The sequence below is a fragment of the Roseobacter sp. genome, assembly GCF_024639605.1.
In the GTDB taxonomy this organism is placed as follows: Bacteria; Pseudomonadota; Alphaproteobacteria; order Rhodobacterales; family Rhodobacteraceae; genus Roseobacter.
The window spans coordinates 1-23,699 of the sequence record NZ_JAHEHZ010000019.1 but is presented as its reverse complement, the minus strand read 5'-3'; the positions used below and the strand labels follow the sequence as shown (position 1 = coordinate 23,699).

25 protein-coding genes are annotated in these 23,699 nt (G+C 61.5%); 14 read left to right on the top strand and 11 right to left on the bottom strand.

Translation table 11 applies throughout. The annotated features are described in order from the left end of the window. Positions 1-103: 103 nt before the first annotated feature. From bchC to dxs, 12 genes are all read left to right on the top strand, one after another. Positions 104-1,045: a chlorophyll synthesis pathway protein BchC gene (gene bchC, locus Q0M35_RS04400; RefSeq protein ID WP_295313004.1), complete on the top strand. Its 942-nt coding sequence runs from the start codon at positions 104-106 to the stop codon at positions 1,043-1,045. Beyond that, positions 1,042-2,046, top strand: a complete 1,005-nt coding sequence (locus Q0M35_RS04395) for a chlorophyllide a reductase iron protein subunit X (protein WP_295313003.1) — start codon at positions 1,042-1,044, stop codon at positions 2,044-2,046. The genes bchC and Q0M35_RS04395 overlap by 4 nt, the downstream gene beginning before the upstream one ends. Further along, positions 2,033-2,206 carry a hypothetical protein gene (locus Q0M35_RS04390; protein ID WP_295313002.1) on the top strand — a complete coding sequence of 58 codons (174 nt, stop codon included), beginning with the start codon at positions 2,033-2,035 and terminating at the stop codon, positions 2,204-2,206. Before Q0M35_RS04395 ends, Q0M35_RS04390 begins: the two co-directional genes overlap by 14 nt. Beyond that, positions 2,203-3,789 carry a chlorophyllide a reductase subunit Y gene (bchY, locus tag Q0M35_RS04385; RefSeq protein ID WP_295313001.1) on the top strand — a complete coding sequence of 529 codons (1,587 nt, stop codon included), beginning with the start codon at positions 2,203-2,205 and terminating at the stop codon, positions 3,787-3,789. The genes Q0M35_RS04390 and bchY overlap by 4 nt, the downstream gene beginning before the upstream one ends. A gap of 160 nt (positions 3,790-3,949) precedes the next feature. Further along, positions 3,950-5,425, top strand: a complete 1,476-nt coding sequence (bchZ, locus tag Q0M35_RS04380; protein ID WP_295313016.1) for a chlorophyllide a reductase subunit Z — start codon at positions 3,950-3,952, stop codon at positions 5,423-5,425. Further along, positions 5,422-5,676, top strand: a complete 255-nt coding sequence (pufQ, locus tag Q0M35_RS04375; RefSeq protein ID WP_295313000.1) for a cytochrome PufQ — start codon at positions 5,422-5,424, stop codon at positions 5,674-5,676. Before bchZ ends, pufQ begins: the two co-directional genes overlap by 4 nt. A gap of 192 nt (positions 5,677-5,868) precedes the next feature. After that, a complete protein-coding gene (gene pufB, locus Q0M35_RS04370; RefSeq protein ID WP_169642527.1) occupies positions 5,869-6,018 on the top strand; it encodes a light-harvesting antenna LH1, beta subunit in 150 nt (49 codons plus the stop codon). A gap of 11 nt (positions 6,019-6,029) precedes the next feature. Beyond that, a complete protein-coding gene (gene pufA / locus Q0M35_RS04365) occupies positions 6,030-6,188 on the top strand; it encodes a light-harvesting antenna LH1, alpha subunit (protein WP_159975336.1) in 159 nt (52 codons plus the stop codon). A gap of 249 nt (positions 6,189-6,437) precedes the next feature. Next, positions 6,438-7,286, top strand: a complete 849-nt coding sequence (gene pufL / locus Q0M35_RS04360; RefSeq protein WP_169642528.1) for a photosynthetic reaction center subunit L — start codon at positions 6,438-6,440, stop codon at positions 7,284-7,286. Between the two features lie 2 nt (positions 7,287-7,288). Beyond that, on the top strand, positions 7,289-8,284 hold the full coding sequence (pufM, locus tag Q0M35_RS04355; protein ID WP_295312999.1) for a photosynthetic reaction center subunit M: 996 nt from the start codon (positions 7,289-7,291) through the stop codon (positions 8,282-8,284). Positions 8,285-8,286: 2 nt separating this feature from the next. Continuing rightward, a complete protein-coding gene (gene pufC / locus Q0M35_RS04350; RefSeq protein WP_295312998.1) occupies positions 8,287-9,399 on the top strand; it encodes a photosynthetic reaction center cytochrome PufC in 1,113 nt (370 codons plus the stop codon). A 226-nt stretch (positions 9,400-9,625) separates the two neighbouring features. Beyond that, positions 9,626-11,563 carry a 1-deoxy-D-xylulose-5-phosphate synthase gene (gene dxs / locus Q0M35_RS04345; RefSeq protein ID WP_295312997.1) on the top strand — a complete coding sequence of 646 codons (1,938 nt, stop codon included), beginning with the start codon at positions 9,626-9,628 and terminating at the stop codon, positions 11,561-11,563. On the opposite strand, the gene Q0M35_RS04340 is transcribed toward dxs, so the two are convergent. The 7 genes from Q0M35_RS04340 to Q0M35_RS04310 all read right to left on the bottom strand — a co-directional run bounded on the left by Q0M35_RS04340 (position 11,560) and on the right by Q0M35_RS04310 (position 17,575). Further along, entirely contained in the window at positions 11,560-12,546 is a 987-nt protein-coding gene (locus Q0M35_RS04340) for a P1 family peptidase (protein ID WP_295313015.1), read from the bottom strand. The two genes, dxs and Q0M35_RS04340, sit on opposite strands and share 4 nt — an antisense overlap. Positions 12,547-12,614: 68 nt before the next feature. Beyond that, positions 12,615-12,965, bottom strand: a complete 351-nt coding sequence (locus Q0M35_RS04335; protein WP_295312996.1) for a cupin domain-containing protein — start codon at positions 12,963-12,965, stop codon at positions 12,615-12,617. After that, entirely contained in the window at positions 12,962-13,708 is a 747-nt protein-coding gene (locus Q0M35_RS04330) for an SDR family oxidoreductase (protein ID WP_295312995.1), read from the bottom strand. The genes Q0M35_RS04335 and Q0M35_RS04330 overlap by 4 nt, the downstream gene beginning before the upstream one ends. 1 nt (position 13,709) lies before the next feature. Next, a complete protein-coding gene (locus tag Q0M35_RS04325; protein WP_295312994.1) occupies positions 13,710-14,219 on the bottom strand; it encodes a GNAT family N-acetyltransferase in 510 nt (169 codons plus the stop codon). Further along, positions 14,212-15,819: a dipeptide ABC transporter ATP-binding protein gene (locus Q0M35_RS04320; protein ID WP_295312993.1), complete on the bottom strand. Its 1,608-nt coding sequence runs from the start codon at positions 15,817-15,819 to the stop codon at positions 14,212-14,214. The genes Q0M35_RS04325 and Q0M35_RS04320 overlap by 8 nt, the downstream gene beginning before the upstream one ends. Beyond that, positions 15,816-16,631, bottom strand: coding sequence for an ABC transporter permease (locus Q0M35_RS04315; RefSeq protein ID WP_295312992.1), 816 nt, complete (start codon positions 16,629-16,631; stop codon positions 15,816-15,818). Before Q0M35_RS04315 ends, Q0M35_RS04320 begins: the two co-directional genes overlap by 4 nt. Further along, positions 16,628-17,575, bottom strand: a complete 948-nt coding sequence (locus Q0M35_RS04310; RefSeq protein WP_295312991.1) for an ABC transporter permease — start codon at positions 17,573-17,575, stop codon at positions 16,628-16,630. The genes Q0M35_RS04315 and Q0M35_RS04310 overlap by 4 nt, the downstream gene beginning before the upstream one ends. Positions 17,576-17,634: 59 nt before the next feature. Here Q0M35_RS04310 and Q0M35_RS04305 point away from each other — a divergent pair, with 59 nt between their 5' ends. Together Q0M35_RS04305 and Q0M35_RS04300 are read left to right on the top strand one after the other, a co-directional pair. Beyond that, positions 17,635-18,771, top strand: coding sequence for an acetoin utilization protein AcuC (locus Q0M35_RS04305; RefSeq protein ID WP_295312990.1), 1,137 nt, complete (start codon positions 17,635-17,637; stop codon positions 18,769-18,771). Positions 18,772-19,101: 330 nt separating this feature from the next. Beyond that, the gene (locus Q0M35_RS04300; RefSeq protein ID WP_295312989.1) at positions 19,102-19,749 is read left to right on the top strand and encodes a hypothetical protein; all 648 of its coding nucleotides are present in this window, start codon (positions 19,102-19,104) and stop codon (positions 19,747-19,749) included. Positions 19,750-19,764: 15 nt separating this feature from the next. Here the strand turns inward: Q0M35_RS04300 and Q0M35_RS04295 are convergent, their stop codons facing one another. The 4 genes from Q0M35_RS04295 to Q0M35_RS04280 all read right to left on the bottom strand — a co-directional run. Next, complete coding sequence (locus Q0M35_RS04295) at positions 19,765-19,974, bottom strand: hypothetical protein (RefSeq protein ID WP_295312988.1); 210 nt, start codon at positions 19,972-19,974, stop codon at positions 19,765-19,767. Positions 19,975-20,277: 303 nt separating this feature from the next. Further along, complete coding sequence (locus tag Q0M35_RS04290) at positions 20,278-21,753, bottom strand: ABC transporter substrate-binding protein (RefSeq protein WP_295312987.1); 1,476 nt, start codon at positions 21,751-21,753, stop codon at positions 20,278-20,280. A gap of 324 nt (positions 21,754-22,077) precedes the next feature. Beyond that, a complete protein-coding gene (locus Q0M35_RS04285; RefSeq protein ID WP_295312986.1) occupies positions 22,078-23,358 on the bottom strand; it encodes an acetylornithine deacetylase/succinyl-diaminopimelate desuccinylase family protein in 1,281 nt (426 codons plus the stop codon). Positions 23,359-23,430: 72 nt separating this feature from the next. Beyond that, the coding region (locus Q0M35_RS04280) for an aminotransferase class V-fold PLP-dependent enzyme (protein WP_295312985.1) at positions 23,431-23,699 on the bottom strand (269 nt) is incomplete at its 5' end.

Sequence of the window (23,699 nt, the reverse complement as noted above, 5' to 3'; positions counted from 1 at the left end):
TGACACATTGGTATGTAAGTTTAAACTGACAGAACAACAGTATGCTGTCCGGTGAGTCTTTGACATCGATCAAAGTCCGTGGAACAGCCGGAGGATAAGACACTTGGAAACCACCGCCGTACTCCTGAAAGGTCCCCGCGATCTGGATGTCGGCCGTCTGACGCTGACTGCGCCGGGCGAGGGGGACCTGGTTGTCGACATCACTCACTCAGGAATTTCCACCGGCACCGAAAAACTGTTCTGGACCGGACAGATGCCGCCCTTTCCGGGCATGGGTTATCCGCTGGTGCCGGGCTATGAAGCCGTTGGCGAAGTTGTCGCAGCGGCCCCTGCCACAGGCTACCGCACGGGCGACCGCGTCTTTGTGCCGGGGGCAAACTGCTATGATGGTGCCTTTGGCCTTTTCGGGGGGGCAGCTTCCCGCGTGGTCACGGCGGCGGACCGGGTGACACGAATCGATCCAGGGTTTGGTGAAAGCGGTGCGTTGCTCGCTCTGGCGGCGACCGCCCGCCACGCAATGGCCGGTCTGAACAAATCTGTGCCGGATCTCATCGTGGGTCACGGCGTGCTGGGCCGGCTGCTTGCGCGGCTGACCATGGCCGCGGGTGCACCGGCGCCCACCGTCTGGGAAACCGATCCCGGCCGGCGCACCGGTGCCACCGGGTATCAGGTGATCGATCCGCGCGAAGACGAGCGCCGCGATTACATGTCGGTCTATGATGCTTCGGGTAGTGTCGACGTTCTGAACGATCTTGTCGCCTGCATGGGGCGGGGCGGAGAGATCGTGCTCGCCGGGTTTTACTCCCAGCCGATCAGCTTTGCCTTTCCGCCCGCTTTCATGAAAGAGGCGCGGTTCCGGGTCGCGGCAGAGTGGACCCGCGACGACCTGGCCGCGACACGCGCGCTGGTCGAAGGCGGATCGCTGAGCCTTGACGGGCTTATCACACATACCAGCGACGCGGCCGATGCGCCTGCGGCGTACCAACAGGCATTCACCGATCCTGACTGTCTCAAGATGATACTCAACTGGAAGGATGCGGCATGAAGGACGAAGTCCCGAACCTCAAGGATTTTGACAAGCGTCTGCGCGACGAAGCGAAAGACGAGCCGACCCTTGAAGTGCCCCAGGGCGCGCCCACTTCCAAAACCCAGATTATCGCGATCTATGGCAAAGGCGGGATCGGCAAATCCTTCACGCTGGCCAACCTCAGCCATATGATGGCCGAGCAGGGCAAGCGCGTGCTGCTCATCGGGTGCGATCCGAAATCCGATACAACATCGCTTTTGTTTGGTGGCAAGGCCTGCCCGACAATCATCGAGACCTCGACCCGCAAGAAGCTTGCCGGTGAAGAAGTGCAGATCGGTGACGTGTGTTTCAAACGCGGCGGCGTATTCGCGATGGAGCTTGGCGGCCCGGAAGTCGGTCGCGGCTGTGGCGGACGTGGCATCATTCACGGGTTCGAGCTCCTGGAGAAGCTCGGGTTTCACGACTGGGATTTCGATTACGTTCTGCTCGACTTCCTGGGCGACGTGGTCTGCGGCGGCTTTGGTCTGCCGATTGCGCGCGATATGGCGCAGAAGGTTATTCTTGTCGCCTCCAACGATCTGCAGTCGCTTTATGTGGCCAACAACGTGTGCTCGGCGGTGGAATATTTCCGCAAGCTTGGCGGCAATGTCGGTGTCGCAGGCCTGGTGATCAACAAAGATGACGGTACCGGCGAGGCTGCGGCTTTTGCCGAAGCTGTCGATATTCCGGTTCTCGCAAGCATCCCGCAGGATGACGACCTGCGCAAGAAATCCGCCAACTATCAGATTGTCGGCACCGCGCAGTCGCAGTGGGGCGCACTTTTTGCAGAGCTTGGCGAGAACGTCGCTGTCGCACCGCCTGTGCGCCCGGTGCCGCTTGATCAGGATGGACTGCTGGGGCTTTTCGATGCCTCCGAGACCGGTGGTGACTATGTTCTTGTGCCCGCAACAGACGTGGACATGCGCGGCAAGAATGCGGCGCCGAAGCCATCGCTGGAGGTGGTCTATGACGAAGCCTGAGCATCTGTATCAGTCCTATACCGCGATCCGTCAGAGTGCCTCGACCGAACGCACATCGCGTGAGGCCTGTCATGCATCGCTGAACGCTGTGGAAGCGTCCCGGCAGTTGCTGGAACGGCTGCGCACTTTTGGTACCCGGCGCGAGGCCGTGAGCGAATGAAATCAGAAGTCACATATGACGATGCCGCCGACGTGGAGGTGATCAGGGGTCACCCGCATGGCGATGTGTCACGTGTGGCCGGTGAAGGTGCGCCTGCCGGCGCGCCTGCAGATGCCATGGGCTGCCATTCCGGTGCCGACATGGAAGAGGCCGCGCGGGCGGCGGGGCAGTCGGAACTTCTGGATAAATTCCGGGCCGATTACCCTGTGGGTCCGCACGACAAGCCACAGTCGATGTGCCCGGCCTTTGGCTCTTTGCGCGTGGGACTTCGGATGAAGCGCGTGGCTACGGTTCTGAGCGGGTCGGCCTGCTGTGTCTATGGTCTGACGTTTGTGTCGCATTTCTACGGGGCGCGCCGGTCGGTCGGATACGTGCCGTTCAATTCCGAAACTCTGGTGACGGGTAAGCTGTTCGAAGACATCCGCGAGTCTGTGCATGAGCTGGCAGACCCGGATCGCTATGATGCGATTGTGGTGACGAACCTGTGTGTGCCGACGGCAAGCGGTGTGCCGCTGCGGCTGTTGCCCGAAGAGATCAACGGCGTGCGCATCGTGGGTATTGATGTGCCCGGGTTCGGTGTTCCCACCCATGCCGAGGCCAAGGATGTGCTGGCTGGTGCAATGCTGAAATACGCCCGTGCTGAGGCCGAGGCGGGCCCGGTTGCGCGGCCTGTAGGATCACGGACAGATCGTCCGACGGTGGCCTTGCTGGGCGAGATGTTCCCGGCGGATCCGATGATGATCGGTCAGATGCTCAGCCCCATGGGGCTGGCGGCGGGGCCGGTGCTGCCTTGCCGTGAATGGCGCGAGCTTTATGCGGCACTTGACTGTTCCGTCGTGGCGGCGATCCATCCGTTTTATACCGATACTGTACGCGAGTTTAAGGCGGCAGGGCGCCCCGTTGTAGGGTCCGCGCCCGTCGGGCTGGACGGGACCATCGACTGGCTGCGAGCCATCGGTGACACCTTTGGCATCAGTGAGGACCAGATCGCCACGGCTCAGAACGATGTGATGCACGCCATCACCGGTGCGCTGGCGGCGAACCCCATCAACGGCACGATTACGCTTTCAGGTTATGAAGGGTCCGAGCTGCTGGTGGCGCGATTGCTGATCGAGAGCGGTGCTAAGGTGCCTTATGTCGGCACGGCCTGTGCAAAATCGCCCTGGTCTGCGGATGATGCTGCCTGGCTCGAAGCGAAGGGCGTGACGGTAAAATACCGCGCGTCGCTGGAAGATGACTGTGCCGCGATGGAAGCGGTGAAGCCGGATCTCGCGATCGGGACAACACCGGTGGTGCAGAAGGCCAAGGAGCTTGGTATTCCGGGCCTCTATTTCACGAACCTGATTTCTGCGCGCCCGCTGATGGGTGTCGCGGGTGCGGGATCGCTGGCGCAGGTCATCAATGCCGCAATCGGCAACAAAGACCGTATGGGCAAAATGAAGGCGTTCTTTGAAGGCGTCGGTCACGATGATACGGCCGGTGTCTGGGAAGGCGCGCCCAATCTGCGGCCCGATTTCCGCGCGCAGCATCAGAAGAAGCTCGACAAAATTGCAAGGGCGGCAAAAGCCGCACAGATGATTTAGTGATGGCGCAAAATACATATTCTGCGCCAGGTGCGCGGCAGAGGGTTTCGCCGGAAACCTGCGTGCGCACTCAGGTGTTATGTCTGACAGGAGCTGTGCCGGTACCCTTTGCACGTTCCCGGAGTATTTCCGTCCGGACGATCACGAAGGGCCTCTGCTGATGCTGGTGACCGATCATGATCGCGCGGGCGGATACTGGGGGGCGGTTTACGCTTTCTGTGCCGTCAAGGGATTACAGGTGGTCATCGATGGCCCGGTGGGCTGTGAGAACCTGCCGGTGACATCCGTGCTGCATTATACCGATGCACTGCCGCCGCATGAGTTGCCGATTGTGGTAACGGGTCTTGGTGAAGGCGAGATGGGCGCGGGCACCGAAGAGAGCATGAAACGCGCCTGGGAAACACTTGATCCCGCGCTGCCGGCGGTTGTTGTGACCGGATCCATTGCCGAAATGATCGGCGGCGGGGTCACACCGCAAGGCACCAATATTCAGAGATTCCTGCCGCGCACCATTGATGAGGATCAGTGGGAAGCGGCGGATCGGGCGATGACCTGGATCTTTACCGAGTTCGGTATGACCAAGGGTCGGATGCCGCCCGAGAAGAAACGCGGGGAAGGTGCGCGTCCCCGCGTGAATATCCTCGGTCCGATGTACGGCACGTTTAACATGCCATCCGATCTGGCCGAGATCCGCAGACTGGTCGAAGGGATCGGCTGCGAGGTCAACATGGTGATGCCTCTGGGTGCTCATGTGGCCGAAATGAGAGATCTGGTAAATGCGGATGTGAACATCTGCATGTACCGCGAGTTCGGGCGCGGGTTGTGCGAGCTTCTTGCCAAGCCGTATCTGCAAGCCCCGATAGGGGTCGAGAGTACCACGAAGTTCCTGCGCGCACTGGGGAACCTCACGGGCCTCGACCCCGAACCCTTTATCACCCGCGAGAAACACTCGACCATAAAACCCGTCTGGGATCTGTGGCGGTCGGTCACGCAGGATTTCTTTGCCACGGCGAGCTTTGCGATTGTGGCAGGTGAGACCTATGCGCGTGGCATCCGGATGTTTCTTGAGGACGACATGGGTCTGCCATGTGCTTTTGCCGTCGCCCGGGTGGCGGGCAAAAAGACCAATAACGACGAGGTGCGCGCCCTGATGGGCTCGACGCGGCCGCTGATTGTGATGGGGTCGATCAACGAAAAGATGTACATGGCCGAGCTCAAAGGCGGGCACGGGCCGAGCCCCGCGTTTATACCGGCCAGTTTCCCGGGGGCTGCGATCCGGCGGCACACGGGCACGCCTTTTATGGGCTATGCCGGGGCCACTTACCTTGTTCAGGAAATCTGCAACGGGCTCTTTGACGCGCTTTTCCATATCCTGCCTCTGGGCACGGAGATGGATGCGACCGATGCCACGCTGACGCCTCTGCGGCGCGATTTCCCCTGGGACGCGGATGCCCAGGCGATGCTGGACCGCATCGTAGAGACGCATCCCATCCTGACACGAATTTCAGCCGCGCGATCCCTGCGGGACGCGGCGGAAAAAGCAGCACTTGCTGCAGGTGACGAACGTGTGGTGCTGGGCACCGTGCGCAGTCTGGATCCGGCGTTGGCCGGACTTGATCTGGAGGATCAGAAATGAGCGATATGACATCTGACATGATGGACACCAGCCCGGCCCGGACGGCCCCCGCGCGGGAAACTGTCCGACGCAAAAACAGTGTGGAATTCACGGTCTATTTCGCGATCATCTTTGTGGCGACCCTGCCGCTGGCGACGCTCACCTGGGCGATGCAGGCGATCAGATCGCGCAGCTTTACCAGCAAAGGTCCGATGGCCCGCGCCTGGACACAGGCCCGGATCATCACGCCGATGATCTTTTCGGCTTACTGAATATGAACGACCTCACGCACATCAGGGCTGGCAAGGCCCCGTGCGTGACCCGAATTCCTGGTGTGTGTGCGCCTGCCGGGAGCAAGGACCGAAGGCCTGGTAACAGGGCTTTGGAGACCCCGAGGGGATCCGTCCCCAAAGGACCCGGCCGCGGGGTGCGCGGCGTCAGCATAACGTTCCGGAGGAATATTTATGGCTGATAATACAAACCTGTCTTTCACAGGTCTAACTGACGAGCAGGCGCAAGAATTGCACGCTGTCTACATGAGCGGGCTCTGGCTGTTTTCAGCTGTGGCCGTTGTCGCTCATCTGGCAACGTTCATCTGGCGTCCGTGGTTCTGAAGGAAATGGATATGGCAAAGTTCTACAAGATCTGGCTCATTTTCGATCCCCGTCGTGTGTTTGTCGCACAGGGTGTCTTCCTTTTCCTGCTGGCAGCGATGATTCACCTCGTCCTGCTGAGCACAGATCACTTCAACTGGTTCGAACTGGCGGCGCAATCCGCTCAGTAAATGGACAGACCCGGCCAGGGACTGACCATACCGGTACTGAAGTACCCAAGAAATGCTGCGGGCGGTCAATATGTGCGCCGCCCGCCCGCGGCGAACCAACGGACATAACGCAATAACACGACGGCCTCCGCCTGACAGCGGCCCGTCCTGCCGGACCAGCCCAGTCCCCCCGTCAAGGGGAAGGCGGGGTCCCGGTGCAGGGCGTCCCCGATGACCCAAGGCGCGCCGCACACACGCGGAGAACAGAAGATGGCTTTGCTCAGCTTCGAAAGAAAATATCGCGTCCGCGGAGGGACGCTGATCGGCGGCGATCTGTTCGACTTCTGGGTGGGGCCTTTCTATGTGGGCTTCTTCGGGGTCACGACAGCCTTTTTTGCCCTTCTGGGCACGATCCTTATATTCTGGGGCGCATCACAGCAGGGGACATTCAATCCCTGGCTTATCAATATCGCACCGCCTGACCTGAGTTACGGTCTGGGCATGGCGCCGCTTCTCGAAGGGGGCCTGTGGCAGATCATCACAATCTGTGCGACGGGCGCTTTTATCAGCTGGGCGCTGCGCGAGGTGGAAATCTGCCGCAAGCTCGGCATGGGCTATCACGTGCCGTTCGGGTTTGCCTTTGCGATCCTCGCCTATATGACGCTGGTGATCTTCCGCCCGCTGCTGATGGGCGCCTGGGGGCACGGATTTCCCTACGGGATCTTCAGCCATCTCGACTGGGTGAGCAACACCGGCTACGCCTATCTGCACTTTCATTACAACCCGGCGCATATGCTGGCGGTGACGCTCTTTTTCACCACCACACTGGCGCTGGCGCTGCATGGTGGTCTGATCCTGTCAGCTGCCAACCCTGAAAAGGGTGAAGAAGCCAAGACACCCGATCACGAAGACACGTTCTTCCGGGATTTCATCGGCTATTCGATCGGCACACTGGGCATTCACCGCCTTGGCTATCTGCTGGCGATCAACGCGGTGTTCTTCTCGGCGGTCTGTATCATTATCTCCGGTCCGGTCTGGACCGCGGGCTGGCCCGAGTGGTGGAACTGGTGGCTTGATCTGCCGATCTGGGGTGAACCCATAGCCGTGGGAGGAATGTGATCATGATGTTTCCTGAATATCAGAATATCTTCACCCAGGTGCAGGTGCAGGGCACGCCCGAGATGGGCATGGACGACACCGGCAACAACATGATGGAAGAGCGGGTCGGCAGACCGCGGTTCAATACCCTTGCCGGTCTGATCGGTAACGGCCAGATCGGCCCCTACTACTGGGGCTGGACCTCCATGGTGGCCTTTGCCACCGGTCTGGCCTGGTTCTTTATCGTGGGGTTCAACATGCTGGCGCAGGTCGGCTATTCGATCCCGCAGTTCATCCGGCAGCTTTTCTGGCTGGCGCTTGAACCACCCTCTCCGGAGTACGGTCTGTCGATGCCACCGCTCGATGAGGGCGGCTGGTACATCATCGCCAGCTTCTTTCTGCTGGTCTCGGTGATGACCTGGCTGCTGCGGGCCTATCTGCTGGCGCAACAGCACAAGATGGGCAAACATATCTTCTGGGGTTTTGCGGCTGCGGTCTGGCTCTTCCTGGTGCTTGGTCTCTTCCGCCCGGTCCTGATGGGGTCCTGGTCGGAAGCGGTGCCTTACGGGATCTTCCCGCACCTCGACTGGACCACGGCGTTCTCGATCCGCTACGGCAACCTCTACTACAACCCGTTCCACTGTCTTTCGATTGTGTTCCTTTACGGCTCTGTCCTGCTCTTCTGTATGCATGGCGGAACCATTCTGGCGGTAACCCGTTACGGCGGAGACCGCGAGCTGGAACAGATCTATGACCGCGGAACAGCGACCGAACGTGCGGCTCTCTTCTGGCGCTGGACCATGGGCTTTAACGCAACCATGGAAGGTATCCACCGCTGGGCCTGGTGGTTCGCAGTTCTCACCCCCATCACGGGCGGTATCGGGATCCTGCTGACCGGCACGGTTGTCGATAACTGGTTCATCTGGGCGCAGGAGCACAACTTCGCGCCGATGTATGACGGATCATATGGCTACGCAGACTACGGTTCTTACGAAGCCTTTATCGGGAAGGAGAACTGATCATGCTGCCCAAGTGGTTTAACAAATGGAACCAGGACAACCCGACAAATGTCTTTGGTCCCGCGATCCTGATCGGTGTGCTCGGAGGGGCGGTCTTTGCCGCTGCCATCGTGGTCACATGGGGTAACCCGGCGCAAACGGCCAGTCTGCAGACCGGCCCCCGCGGCACCGGCATGTCGGTCCCGGAGTTCAATATGGACCGGCTCGATGCTGACCCCACGATAGAGGCCTACTACACAGAAGAGCCTTATATCCCGGAAGGCGGAGAGGATCTGGCAAAAGACATCTATCAGAACGTCCAGGTGCTGGGCGATCTGACAGAGGACAACTTCAACCGGGTCATGGCCGCCATGACCCAGTGGGTATCACCCGACGAGGGATGTGCTTACTGCCATGGCGACGGTGATCCGGAGACCTACGGCGAGGATAACCTTTATACCAAGGTCGTCTCCCGCCGGATGATCCAGATGACGCAGAACATCAACGAGAACTGGGGCGGTCACGTCAATGCGGTCGGGGAGGTCGGTGTGAACTGTTATTCCTGCCACCGCGGCGAAAACGTGCCTTCTGAGATCTGGTTCAACATCAGCCCGGTCAATGAGGCGGCAGGCGGGTGGGCATCGGTGCAGAACCGCGCCACATCCGTAAGCCAGGCGACCTCGCTGCCCTCCAACGCGCTGGAAGTGTATCTGACCGACTATGAGCCGGTGAATGTACACGCTCTGGAGAGCCGTGAAGAAGGGGTTCCGGGCATCGACAATGCCTCGATCCAGAAAACCGAGCAGACCTATTCACTGATGAACTATTTCTCCAACAGCCTCGGGGTGAACTGCGTGTTCTGTCACAACAGCCGCGCCTTCTATGACCCGGGTCAGGTGACACCACAGTGGGCCACGGCTTTGCTGGGACGTCAGATGGTGATCGAACTTAATCAGGAATATCTGATCCCGCTTGAAGCGGAGTATCCCCAGGACCGGCTTGGCCCGATCTATGGCGATGCGCCCAAAGCGGCCTGCAAAACCTGTCACAAAGGCTATCAGCGCCCGCTTCAGGGTATGAACGTGATCGCCGACTGGCCCGAGCTCGCGACCAGCGAGGCGCCGGTTTACGAATAAGCGGCAGGGCGGCCCCCACAGGGTCGCCCCCGTTTCGCCAGGCACGGATCATCGGCTTCCCTGATCCGGGCACGGGGTCTCAACACCCCGGTTCCCTTCCTGTTGGCTACAGGAACCCGGGGTCGCAGCGGTATAACAGCCGGTGCGACCCCTTTTTCATTCCGGACACCGGATACGGGCACTGGCAAGACGCCCCCCGGAAGGTCCCGCAAAGGAGATGTGCGCCATGACCCGATCCCTGACACCCATGCTTGACCGCGTGGCCGGCCCCGCCGATCTGCGCGGCATTTCAGACCCCGATCTCAGAACGCTCGCAGATGAGTTGCGCCAGGAGGTCGTCGGCGCTGTCAGCCAGACCGGCGGGCATCTGGGGTCGTCGCTGGGGGTGGTGGAACTCAGCGTGGCGATCCATGCTGTATTTGACACGCCGCGTGACAAGCTGATCTGGGATGTGGGCCACCAGTGCTATCCACATAAGATCCTGACCGGGCGGCGCGACCGGATGGGCACGCTGCGCCAGGGCGGCGGGATCAGCGGATTTACCAAACGCAGCGAGAGCGAATACGACCCCTTTGGCGCGGCACATTCGAGCACATCGATTTCGGCGGCCCTCGGTTTCACTGTGGGCCGCGATATGGGTTTGCCTACGGGCGATGCGGTGGCGGTGATCGGTGACGGATCCATCAGCGCCGGCATGGCTTATGAGGCGCTCAACAACGCCGGCGCCGAAGGGCGGCGGATGTTCGTCATCCTGAACGACAATGAAATGAGCATCGCGCCGCCGGTGGGCGCGATGTCGTCTTATCTCTCCTCGCTCTCGGATCTCAGCCGCAAAGGCCCCTTTGGCGGGCTTGTCGCCATGGCCGAGGGTATGGAACAGCTGGCTCCGAAGCCCGTGCGCGAAGGTGCACGTCGCGCCCGGGAAATGGTCACCGGCCTGGAAAGCCGTGGCACTTTCTTTGAAGAGCTTGGCTTTGACTATATCGGTCCGATTGACGGGCACGACATGGGCCAGCTGCTGAGTGTGCTGCGCGCCGCGAAAACCCGGGCGACCGGGCCGGTGCTGATCCACTGCTGTACAGTCAAGGGCAAGGGCTATGCGCCTGCCGAGGGATCCGCCGACAAATATCACGGCGTCAGCAAATTCGATGTGGGCACCGGGGTGCAGTCAAAGGCGCGCGCCAATGCGCCGTCTTACACCGGCGTTTTCGGCGATACACTGACCGATGAAGCCGCGCGCGACCCCCGAGTTGTGGCGATCACCGCGGCGATGCCGGGGGGTACCGGCGTGGACCGTATGGCCAAACGCTTTCCGGGCCGGGTTTTCGATGTGGGCATTGCCGAGCAGCACGGGGTGACCTTTGCCGCCGGAATGGCTGCGGCGGGGCTGAAACCATTCTGCGCGATATACTCGACGTTCTTACAGCGCGGTTACGATCAGGTGGTGCATGATGTAGCGCTTCAGGGGCTGCCGGTGCGCTTTGCCATAGACCGGGCGGGTCTTGTGGGCGCTGACGGGGCGACCCATGCCGGTGCTTTCGACATCGGCTATCTGGGCGCACTGCCTGGCATGACGGTGATGGCAGCAGCCGATGAGGCAGAGTTGATGCATATGGTGGCCACGGCGGTCGCGCATGACAGCGGCCCGGTTGCTTTCCGGTATCCGCGCGGCAATGGCACCGGTGTCACGCTGCCCGACCGTGGCGAGGTTCTGGAGATCGGCAAGGGCCGGATGATCCGCGAGGGCCGCGGCGATGTGGCGCTGCTGTCGCTTGGCACGGTGCTGAGCGATTGCGAAGCTGCGGCCACAATGCTGGAGGCCGAAGGGCTGAGTGCCACGGTGGCCGATGCGCGTTTTGCCAAGCCGCTGGACATGGAGCTGATTGCGCGCCTTGCGCAGACCCATGCAGCGGTCATCACCGTGGAACAGGGTGCACAGGGCGGATTTGGTGCGATGGTGCTGCAGGCGATGGCGGGCGAGGGCCTGCTGGATCACGGGTGCAAACTGCGCACGCTGTGTCTGCCGGATCGCTTCATTGATCAGGCGAGCCCGGCGGAAATGTACCGCGATGCCGGTGTTGACGCCGAAGGGATCGTGGCGACCGTGCTGCGCGCTTTTGGCCGCGACCGCAAGATTGTGGATCTGGCCAGCCAGCGCAGCTAGCCGTTCACCTCCTGCCAGCAGGGCAGCAGATCGCCCGGGGCGGCGCGTGCGGCATAGACTGCGCGCGCGATGGCGCGTGCAAGGCAGAGCGAGGCCGCATGTCCGATCAGCGGCAGATTGCCCGGCGCGTCGCCCTGTGAGACGGCGAAAACCAGATCTCCGTCCATCGGAGAATGTGCAGGCACGCAGGCGCGCCCGATCCCGTCATGCGCGGCGATGGCCATGCGCTGGCACTCGGATTTGTTCAGCCGCGCCGAGGTGGCGACAATGGCGATGGTGGTGCTTGCGCCTGCAGTATATGCCTGCGCCTTGCGGCTTTTGAGCTCGCGCCCGAGGCCGGTGGCAGGGTCCGGGCCAAGCCCGCCGAACTCCGCATCAATCTCAAAAGGGGCGGCGAAAAAGTGACGCTCGCCTGGTGTCGTCACAGCGCCCTGCGGATTTGCGGCGACCAGCGCGCCCACTGTATGGCCGTCGTCCAGCACCAGTGAGGCAGAGCCCAGACCGCCCTTGAGCATCGCGGTAAGTGCGCCGGTGCCCGCTCCGGACGTACCGGTACAGAAGTCCTCGCCTGCGGCCTCCAGAGCGGCACGCCCAAGGGCCGGATAGGGGTTGTCAGACCAGTTTTTAGCGCCGCCGTTCAGCAGATCAAAGAGGATGGCACCCGGCACCAGCGGCACCCGCGCAGACCCCACCACAAAGCCGCGTCCGGCGGCGTGCAGCCCCGCGACAACACCCGAGCAGGCATCAAGCCCAAAAGCTGAACCACCTGAGAGCACCAGCGCATCAATCGCGGCCACGGATTTATCGGGCGCCAGCAGATCGGTTTCACGCGTGCCCGGCGCACCGCCCATGACATGCACCGAGGCCGTGAATGGCGCGTCCGCCGTGAGTACCGTCACGCCCGATTTCAGCGCGTCATCCTGCGCGTTGCCGACCCGGAGACCGGGTACATCGGTAATCAGATTGCGGGGTCCGGGGCGCATCATTCGAAGCGGTTCCTTTGAGGAAGGCAGGGCGCCGGTGCGTTTTCAATCGGAAAAGTCACGCTGGATCAGATCCTCGGTTTCGCCGCGGCGGTGGCAGCATCGCCCGTATTAGGCTCGCCTTTGGGCTCAATGAGCAGCACTTTGCATTCGGCCTCTGCGCGGGGGCGGTGGGTCACACCACGCGGCACTATGAAAAGCTCGCCCGCCCCGACGGGGTGAGACGTGTCTTCCAGATCCATGATCATTTCCCCTTCGAGGACGAGAAAGAAATCATCTGTGTTCTCATGCAGATGAAAGGGAAATTCGCCCTGAAAGCGCACGACCATGACTTCATTATCATTGTATTCGGCGATCACATGCGGATCCCAGTGGCTGGAGAACTGCGCCAGTTTCCGGGCAAGGTTGACGGGCTTCATATGCAGCGGCCTCCGTCGACTTCCATGGCGGTGCCGGTGATCATCGAGGCCTCGTCCGAGCAGAGAAAACAGGCGGCATTTCCCATATCCTGCGGCGTGGAAAAGCGCCCCAGCGGGATTGTCGCGAGAAACTTTGCGCGCATCTCGGGTGTGTCCTCGCCAAGGAAAGATTTCAGTAACGGCGTTTCGCCGGCCACAGGGCAGAGCGCGTTGACGCGCACGCCGGAGGGTGCCAGTTCGACGGCCATGGTTTTGGTCGCGGTGATCATCCAGCCCTTGGAGGCGTTATACCAGTTCAGGTTCGGGCGCGGTGAGAGACCCGCGGTGGAAGCGATGTTGAGAATGGCGCCTTTCCCGGCGGATTTCATGCCACCGACCAGTGCGCGCGCGGTCAGATAGACTGATTTCATATTCACAGCTGTGACGCGGTCGAAATCCGCTTCGCTGACGTCTTCCATCGGAGTTGGCAGGTGGGTGACGCCCGCGTTATTGACGAGGATATCGACGTGACCCCAAAGCGCGTGTGCCGCCCTGGCCATCCCGTCGACCGAAGCACCCTCCGCCACATCGACCTCATGCGCCACAGCGTGATCTCCCATCTGATCAGCAAGATCTTTTGCCGCCGCACCGTTGATATCGGCGATCATTACCCGGCAGCCCTCGGCGGTGAATTTACGCACGATACCGGCCCCGAAGCCCGAGGCGCCACCTGTCACAATTGCCGTTTTTCCCGTCAGTCGCATCTCAGTCATCCTCCCTGATCTGATATCTCAGAACAACTCTGTCGTGCCCGTCACTCTCCGGCGTGGCCGGGGCCACGCGGTGCGTCACAAACCCCTCGCGCCGCCAGAAGCTTTCGCCACGCGGATTGGCGTCAAGCACCGAGAGCTTAAGCATCGCGATCCTCTCGTTGCGGGCAAGTCGCCGGATCAGCTTTATCACAGTATGGCCGATCCCGCTCCCCCGGTAGGCAGGATCGAGCAGCATCAGACCAATCCACCAGTCGTCCGGTTGCTCATAGCCTGACGCGATACCGACGATGCCGGCCATCTCCTGGCCGCGCATGACCGCAAAATGGATCAGGCTGTCGGATGTTCGGCCGGGCGGGCAGGCCTCGAAAAAGTCCCGTACATAGGCGTCATCTGCAGGGTGACCGACCTCCAGCACAACATAGTCGCGGGCCCGTTCTGCGAGATCGAGAACGTCGTCGAAATCCCGCGGGGCGCTGATCGGTTTCAGTGTGATGTCAGACATGCCGCTCCGTGCTTTCGCGCAGAGGCAGATCAAGCGTAGGCACTGCGGCCAGCAGTTTGCGGGTATAGGGGTGCCGGGGGGCGGTAAAAAGGGTCTCTGTCGGCGCTTCTTCCACAATTTTTCCTGCCTGCATAACCAGTACCCGGTCGGTAACGGACCGGACCACGCTGAGGTCATGCGAGATAAAAAGCCATGTCAGACCATAGCTGCGGCAGAGATCCGCCAGCAGGTCCAGAATGCGCACCCGTACGGAGACATCAAGGGCGGAAACCGCCTCGTCAAAGATAACCAGGTCGGGGCGGGTGATGAGCGCCCGGGCAATGGCAATCCGCTGGCGCTGACCTCCGGAAAATTCGTGAATATAGCGGTGCTGGTCATCAGGACTGAGGCCGACATCCGACAAGGCTGCGGCGATGGCCTGCGCTCGGGCCTGCCCGCCTGGCGCATCGGGCAGAGCGTGAAAAGGCTCACTGATCAGACGGCCGACCGTATGACGTGGGTTGAAGCTGCCGAAGGGGTCCTGAAACACCACCTGCATGCGGTTCTGCACCGGCGCTTCGGCACTGCCGGCGCGCAGTGGTGCGCCGTTAAGAGTGATCCGGCCGGCCTGCGCGGGGTCAAGGCCCAGCAGGACGCGCGTAAGCGTGGATTTGCCACAGCCACTTTCGCCCACCAGCCCCAGCCGTTCACCGCGGTTCAGCGTAAAGCTCACGTCGCGCACGGCCTCGACCACACGCGGTTTCGCAAAGAGCCGGGTGCGGCGCAGGGTGTAGCTGCGCGTGACATTCTGCGCCACAAGAAGCGGCTCGGGCGGCGGGGCAGGGGGCAGGGCCACGCGGTGCGCGGAGGCGGCAAAGAGCGCTTTGGTATAGGGGTGCTGCATGCCGGTCAGCAGGTCACGCGTCGGCGCTTCTTCGACGATGCGGCCTTCGCGCATCACCGCGATCCGGTCGGCCATCCCGGCGACCACGGCCAGATCATGGGTGATCATCATCAGACCCATGCCATCCTCGCGTGTGAGCCCGGTGAGCAGATCGAGGATCTGTGCCTGGGTGGTCACGTCAAGCGCGGTTGTCGGCTCATCAGCAATCAGCAAACGCGGGCGCAGCACGATGGCCATGGCGATGACAACCCGCTGGCGCTGGCCGCCCGAAAGCTCATGCGGATAGCGTGACAGGGGGAAGCGGTCGGGTGGCAGGCCGACGCGGGCCAGGACGTCTTCGGCGCGCGCGCGGGCGGCGGCGCGGGTTGTGCCTTCGTGCAGCCTCACGGGTTCGCTGACCTGGGCGCCGATTGTCTGCACCGGATTGAGCGCGGTCATCGGTTCCTGAAACACCATGCCGATGTCTTTGCCGCGCAAAGCGCAGAGCCCCGGTTCATCCATGGCTGTCAGATCGGTGTCGCCAAGCCGGATGGCGCCCGAAAGCGCAGAGCCCTGCGGCAACAGACGCATCACAGAAAAGGCTGTCAGCGATTTTCCCGAGCCGCTTTCCCCGGTCAGTGCCACGATTTCTCCTTTGCCTATCCGCAGGGAGACATCGCGCAGGACAGGCGTTTCTCCGATGCTGAGCGACAGGTTGCTGATGTCCAGAAGGCTCATACCCGATGCCGCCTCAGCCGCGGGTCGAGCTGGTCGCGCAGCCCATCGCCTGCAAGGTTAAGCCCCAGAACGATCAGGATGATTGCCAGGCCCGGCACGATGGCCAGATGCGGTGCCAGGGTCACCAGGGTCTGCGCATCAGCCAGCATGCGGCCCAGAGACGGGGTGGGTGGCTGCACGCCAAGTCCGACAAACGAAAGTGCCGCCTCGACCTGGATGCCGAGCGCAAACTGAATTGTACCCTGAACGATCAGCATATTCGTCACATTGGGCAGGATATGTTCCAGCGAGATCCGCGCAGGGCCCTTGCCGGCCACCCGGGCGGCCATGATGAATTCGCGCTCCCACAGCGGCAGGGCGGCCCCCCGCGTCACCCGTGCAAAAACGGGGATGTTGAAGATACCGAAAGCGATGATCGCATTAACCGCCGAGGGGCCAAAGACAGCTGTGATCAGGATTGCCATCACCAGCAGCGGAAAGGCAAAGACGATGTCATTGCCGCGCATGATCGTCTGATCGAGCCAGCTGCCGCGCCGGGCAGCGGCGGCCAGACCCAGCGGCACGCCGAAGCTGAGCCCGATCACCAGTGCAACCAGCGCCACGGCGACCGAGGTGCGCGCACCGACCATGACCATCGACAGGATATCGCGCCCCAGATGGTCCGTGCCCAGAAGATGCGCGCTGCCGGGCAGCTGCAGCTTGCCCGGAATATCCAGACTGGTGTGATCGAAAGGTGTCCAGACAAGCGAGACCAGTGCGAGCAGAATGAAAAACCCCGACAGGCCGAGACCGATGGCAAGCTGACGGTTCATGCGCGGGTTCTCAGTCGGGGATCGATGGCCGCATAGGCCAGATCCACCAGAAAGTTGATCATGATCACACCGAAAACGACCAGCATCACCACGCTTTCGACCACAATGAGGTCGCGCGCCGAAATTGACTGAAAAATGAGGCGGCCAAGACCGGGCAGATAAAATACCTGCTCAATGATGATGGTCCCGGCAAAGAGGAAGGAGAATTGCAGGCCGATCACTGTCAGCACCGGGATAAAGGCGTTGCGCAGCCCGTGCCGCCAGAGCGCCTGCCGCGGGCTGAGCCCTTTGGCGCGGGCGGTGCGCATGAAATCTTCGCCCAGAACATCCAGCAGGGCAGATCGCATCACACGGGTCAGAATGGCGGCCTGGGGCAGCGCAAGTGCGATGGCGGGCAGGGTGAGGGCGCGCAGTGCGGTGCCAAAGCCCTTGTCCCAGCCGGGAAAACCGCCCGCGGGAAACCACGACCAGTGGATCGCAAAGACCAGCACCAGCATCATCGCAAACCAGAAATTGGGCACTGCGACGCCCAGCTGTGTGGCGGCCATCACGCCGGTGTCGCCTGCGCCACCGCGCCGGGACGCGGCGAAAAGCCCCGCCGGAATGGCGATGATCACAGAAAGCGTCAGCGCATAGACCGCCAGGGGGATTGAGACCGCGATCCGGTCCGCAACCATCTCGGAGACCTGCGTGCGGTAGGTGTAAGAGGTGCCGAAATCACCCGTCAGCATTCCGCCGACCCACGAAAAGTAGCGCTGGATTTTGGGCACATCGAGGCCGAGTTCCGTGCGCAGGGCAGCGAGCGTTTCAGGCTGTGCGTTCAGCCCCAGCATAAAGGAGGCGGGATCGCCGGGCGCGATCTCTGTCACGGCAAAGATAATCAGCGACGCAACTGCGAGGCTGAGGACGAGCGAGCCGGAACGTTTCAGAATATACCGCAGCATCACGGCGCAGGTTAGGCCCTGCCCCGGGCCTGGTCCAGAGGGCTTGTTCGGCGGAGCGAATGGTTTATCTGCTGGCCTGTATGAACCGCCCTCTTTTCATTGGTGCCGAGATTTTCCGCCACTCCAGCTATGGTCGCTGGCATCCGCTGAGGGTGCCGCGGGTGAGCACGGTGATGGATCTCAGCCGCGCTCTGGGCTGGCTTCCATCTGCGCAGTTCATCACTGCCCCTCGGGCCAAGCCGAAAGCGCTGGAGGTCTGGCACACTCCTGATTATCTCGCGGCGCTGCAGCGGGTCGAGGCAACACAGCTGGCAACCGGAACTGATACCGCGCGCCATGATATCGGATCGGTCACCAACCCGGTCTATCCGGAAATTTACCGACGCCCTGCGACGGCGGCGGGCGGCTCGCTGCTCGCGGGTGAGTTGCTGCGCGAGGGGGGTGTTATCTATAACCCTCCCGGCGGTACGCATCACGGCATGCCTGATCGCGCCAATGGCTTTTGTTATCTGAACGATCCCGTTCTGGCGATGCTGAGCCTGCGACGGGGCGGGGTGCGTCGCATCGCGTATGTCGATATTGATGCGCATCACTGTGACGGGGTGGCGGTTGGGTTTCACGGCGACGCTGAATGTCTGATGATCTCGGTGCATGAAGAACGTCTCTGGCCGCGGACCGGTCCACTGGAGGATGACGCGGGCGGGTCGGCGATTAACATGCCGGTGCCGCGCGGGCTGAACGACAGCGAAATGGCATTTATCCGTGACGCGCTGATCGTGCCGCGGGTGACGGCGTTCCGACCTGACGCCATTGTGCTGCTGTGCGGGGCCGACGGGGTGGAAGAAGACCCGCTGGCGCATCTGTGCCTTAGCAATAACGCGCACTGGGCGGTGCTGGAGGCGCTGATGGGGCTGGCGCCCCGTCTCCTGGTGCTGGGCGGCGGCGGATACAATCCCTGGTCGGTGGGCCGTCTCTGGACGGGTGTCTGGGCGACGCTGAACGGCCACACGATCCCCGACCGGCTGCCCCCTGCGGCGGAAGCTGTGCTGCGCGGGCTGCGTTTTGAAGGCAACCGGCGGGGTAAAAATCCGCCGGTGCACTGGTTTACGACCCTGCGCGATGCACCGCGCAACGGGCCGGTGCGCGATGTTATCAAAGACCGCGTGCAGGTTTTACTGGCGCGCCCGCCCGGTTGAAGCACGCACGGCTGTCACAACAGGTGATGACACAGGCCCGGATGCTTTTCCTGTCCGCTCCGCCGGACGCATTTCCGCCACTCCGGAACAGCTTGGAACTGCGATATATGGCTGTCGTACTGAGGGCCGCGAATTCATCGGGTTTTGCGCCTCCCGGGCCTTACCCGACCGTTATGCCCGGCACCAGTTGTGCCCGGTGATTTACCATAAACCCGACAAAATGATTAAAATCTGACACAAAGTTACCCTGGGTTGCACATGCCGGGGTCTGCACCATGCCATTTTGGGCGGGCATAGCCATGCACAGAAACAAAAAGCCCGGAGCAAGGCATGAGCAGTAAACTGACATTCGGAAGCCCTTCGCAGACGCGGATGGTCCTGCTGGAGACAGCCGTAACCCCGCAGCGCCTTGTGCTGTCGGAGCGTCGTGAAAAATCCCGGTCGCGGCGAAATGCCGAAGCACTGACCGGCGGGCTGGTTGTCCTGCTCTTTATCTGCGCTTATCTGCAACTCTTTTTGCCGCAGATTTTCCCGGCAGCCTTCGGGGTTTCAGCACCGCTGATGCTGTCCGGTTCGGCAGTGGCTGCGGGTCTTGGGCTATATGCATGGATGACCCGCGGATATCTGCCCGAATTCGGGATTGACCGGGAAAAGCGTGAAGTCTGGACCTGCATGCTGAACAACCAGGGCCGTGCCCGGGTGCGGCGGCATTTCGCAACATCGGACATCAAAAGTATCTATGTGTTCCGCCCTGAAGGGCAGACAGCAGATGCCGTCCTCTGTCTCAGGGTCCGCGCAAACCCGCGACCGGTCTGTCTTGTGCGCGGGCGGACGGACGAGATCAAAGCCGCCCACGAACAGATCTGCCGGTTTCTGCGCGCCGGTCAGGCGGTCGCCCCGGCAACACCGGGGCATGGCCCGACCGCCGCGAAACCGCGCACAGCACCGTCCGTTTTTGCCTCACCACGGCGCGCCTGAGCGCCGGGGCCGGCTTCAGACCGGCATATTGTCAAACATATCGTCAAAGGCGTCCGCACGCAGACGTTCGTTCAGCTGCCGCAGGCGCGGCGGAACCGCAAGGCCCTGCGATCTGAGTGCAGCAATCACCCGGTCGATTCTTGGCTGAAGGACCAGTTGTTCACGATGCGGGGTCTGTTCAAGCAGAGACTGAAGATGAATGGCACGTTCTTCAAGATCGGTCACGGTAAGCTCCCTTATGCGCTGTGGATCCTGCCTTGCCGCAGGCTTCACACGTGAAGATGGTTTCAGCTTGTAACATACCCGTGACTGTTGCGCATGTTCGTTCTTCGGTCAGGTTGTTCAATTTTGTGCCGCTGCCTCAAAATTCATCGTCTGCTGCGCATCCGCGATCAAACAGGTCAGAAGACCCTGCGGAATTTCGCCTGGTCTGCAGTCTCTGACCCTGAGGGGGAGACCGGCTGTCTCAGGTGTATGCCAGGGCTGACTGCCCCGGCACACTGTACCGGAGCAAGCCTCGCTCAATGATTATTCCGCCCAGCTTACAGCTGTCAGATCAGTAGCCTGGGTCGGCGCGTTGGCCCAGAGACCCCGGAGGCCGGCTTTGGCCACCGAGGTATTGGCAAGCTGGAAAAGGTATCCGTTAACATAATCATCCGCGATGATCGTCTGTGCCTCTGCCATCATTTCGATGCGCATTTCAGGGTCGGTGGTCCTGTTCAGTGTCGCAATCAGGTCCTGAAACGCCGGGTTGTCGTACTGAAAGTAGTAATCCGGGTTGGCATAGATGCCGATGTCCATGGGTTCGGTGTGGCTGACGATGGTCAGGCCGAAGTCTTTGCCGCGGAAGACTGATTCGAGCCACTGCGCCCACTCAACGTTGGTAATCTTTGCCGTGATGCCGACCTCAGCGAGTTGCGAGGCGATAATCTCGCCGCCGCGCCGGGCATAAGAGGGGGGTGGCAGATAAAGCGTCGTTTCAAATCCGTCCGCAAGGCCCGCTTCAGCCAGCAGGCTTTTCGCCTTTTCGGGATCGTAGGCGGACTTACCCGTCAGATCGACATAGGCCGGATTGTGTGGCGCGAAATGGGTACCGATCGGCGTGCCATACCCGAACATCGCGCCGTCAATAATAGCCTGGCGGTCAATGGCGTGGGCCACAGCCCGGCGAACGAGAAGATTGTCGAAGGGCGGCATTTTGTTGTTTATGCTCAGGATCGTTTCACCCTCGGTAGAGCCGACAAGCACCTGAAAGCGCGGGTCGGCTTCGAACTGTGGCAGATTTTCCGGGGCGGGAAAGGCGGAGAAGAAGTCTACGTCTCCGGCCATAACAGCGGCAAAAGCGGCGGTAGGATCGGAAATAAATTTGAATGTCGCAGAGTCCAGCACGGCCGGCGTGCCCCAGTAATCGTCGTTGCGCACCAGTTCAATCCGGTCTGATTGCGCCCATTCCACGAACTTAAAGGCACCGGTGCCTACCGGCATCTGTTTGATGTTTTCGATGCTTTCGGGGGCCACGATCACCGCATCTCCCCAGGCAAGATTGAAAAGCAGATTGCCGTTGGGCTCAGAGAGGGTGACGCGCAGGGTCAGCGGATCAATGACGTCGACGGCGCTGATGGCCTCGTACAGCGCTTTTTGCGCATTCGCGCTGTCTTCCGCGAGGATCCGGTCAAGCGTGAATATCACGTCTTCTGCGTCCATGGTTGTGCCGTCGTGGAAGAGAACACCGTCCTGCAAAGTGAAGGTATAACGAAGGCCGTCATCAGAGATTTCCCAGGACTTTGCCAGACCGGGAACCACTGAACCGTCGGCCATGAACCGGGTAAGCCCCTCGAATACGTTTGAGTAGAGCACGGAATCGATGGCACCCGCCGCAGCCGAAGTCGGGTCGAGATGAGGTGGTTCCAGTTGCAATGCCACGGTTATGTCGGTCTGCGCCGTGGCGCTGGCGGCGGTGACGGCAAGCGCCACGGCGAGAAGGCTGCTTTTGATGGACTGCATAACGGTTCCTTAATCTGTCGCGCCGCGGAGCTGCGGCACCCTGTCGGCGGTAAGTGTCCCAACAAACATGGCGGCATTCAAGAGCCCCTTTTGCGTCCGCCGCAAGGGACACGACGTCATGTCTGCACCTTTGCGGTCCGCCTGCTGCCCGGCTGGCAGCAGCGGTGAGGTGCCGTCATGCCCGGTGGCTGCCTGCGGCGCCACGCGGGCCGAACAGTGCATTTACCCAGAAAGTCTCGCAAAGCGGCGGTTGTGGCGGTCCACAGGGCCCGTTCAGGCGGGTCAGGCGGAGCACCGCCAGGCAGGTGTTGCGCAGAGGCGCGGTCAGCCGGCGCCGGTCAGCAGAGTTTCCAGCGTGCGACCCATGACTTTTGCGCTGTCGAGCATATCGCTGATGCCGACGTATTCATCCGGTTTGTGCGCAAGCTCCAGAATCCCGGGGCCATAGGCGATGCAGTTTTTCAGCCTGCCTATACGGTCAATGTGTTTCTGGTCGTAGGTGCCGGGAGAGGCAACATAGTCGGGCTTTTTACCCATGATATCCTCGATCGCCCGGGCCACCGTCTGTACCACAGGGGCGGAGCGGTCCGTCATGCTGGGCAGCACCGCGTTCAGTTCGGTCAGGGTGTAGTCGAAATCAGTGCGGGTTTCCTTCAGCCCCTCCAGCAGGGCGGTCACCTCAGCGCGCACCTGATCCAGCGGCTCCTCTGCCAGAAAGCGGCGATCGATCACAATCCGGCAACTGTCGGGAACGCAATGCGCGGGCAGGCCGGAGAAACCGGGCTCCGGCTCAGGCGCGCCGCCGTGTACCGAATTGATGTTCATGGTGGACTGGCGCGCGCCCTCGGGTACCACGGGCATATCGGTCCGGCGCGAAGCCATAGCAGGAAAGAGCGTCTCTTCGAAGGCGGACAACACAGCCCCCATATGACGGACAGCACAGTCGCCCAGAAAAGGCATCGAGCCATGAGCAATCTCGCCTTTGGTTTCGATCTGCGCCCACCAGCCGCCGCGATGACCCAGACAGATACGGTCTTTGTTCAGCGGCTCGGGGATGATCACATGCTGCACCCGGTCCGGGCTGAAATAACCCCTTTCCGCAAGATAAGCGACACCACCATAGCCACCGGATTCCTCATCTGCGGTGCCTGAGATCTCAATGTGGCCGCTGTAATCCGGATGCGTCTGCGTAAAGGCCTCTGCGGCGATAACGGAAGCAGCAAGGCCGCCTTTCATATCGCAGGCCCCGCGCCCGTAGATCCTGCCATTGCTCACTGTGCCGGCGAAGGGATCAAAGCTCCAGCCTTTGCCCGTTTCGACGACATCCGTGTGACTGTTGAAATGAACGCAGTCGCCCCTGTGCGGGCCGGAGTGGCGGGCGATGATATTCCAGCGCGGGTAGCGGTCGCTGTCACCGGGCGCGCCGGTTGCGCGGATCAGTTCGGTTCTGAAACCGCGCGCGCTCAGACGGCGGTCCAGGTATTCACAGATCGCCCGGTAATCCTGTCCCGGCGGGTTGAGCGTGGGAATTCGGATCAGATCCTGAGTGAGCGCGACCAGATCGTCGCGGCGGGCCTCAATAAGAGCGGAAAGCGGAGACGTCATACGATCAGTCTTGGACGTGTCAGCCGGAATGGCAAGAGGCGCTGTTTGCTGCGGACATGTACCCGGAAGAGATCAGGGGGCGGCAATTTCCTTCATCGCGGCGAGCAGCGCAGACACCTCAGCCGCCGTATTATAGTGACACAAAGATACGCGCACGGCGGCTTCAAGACCGAGGGGCGTCAGGATGTTTCCTGAATAGTGGTCTGCTTTGCGGATGTGCGTGCGGATTCCGGCTGCGTTCAGGCGGCTTACGATGCTGTCCGCAGGCACATGATCAAGCGCAAAACAGACAAGACCCTCGCGTCCGGGATTGGCCGGGCCGCCAAGGATGGTAACGCCCG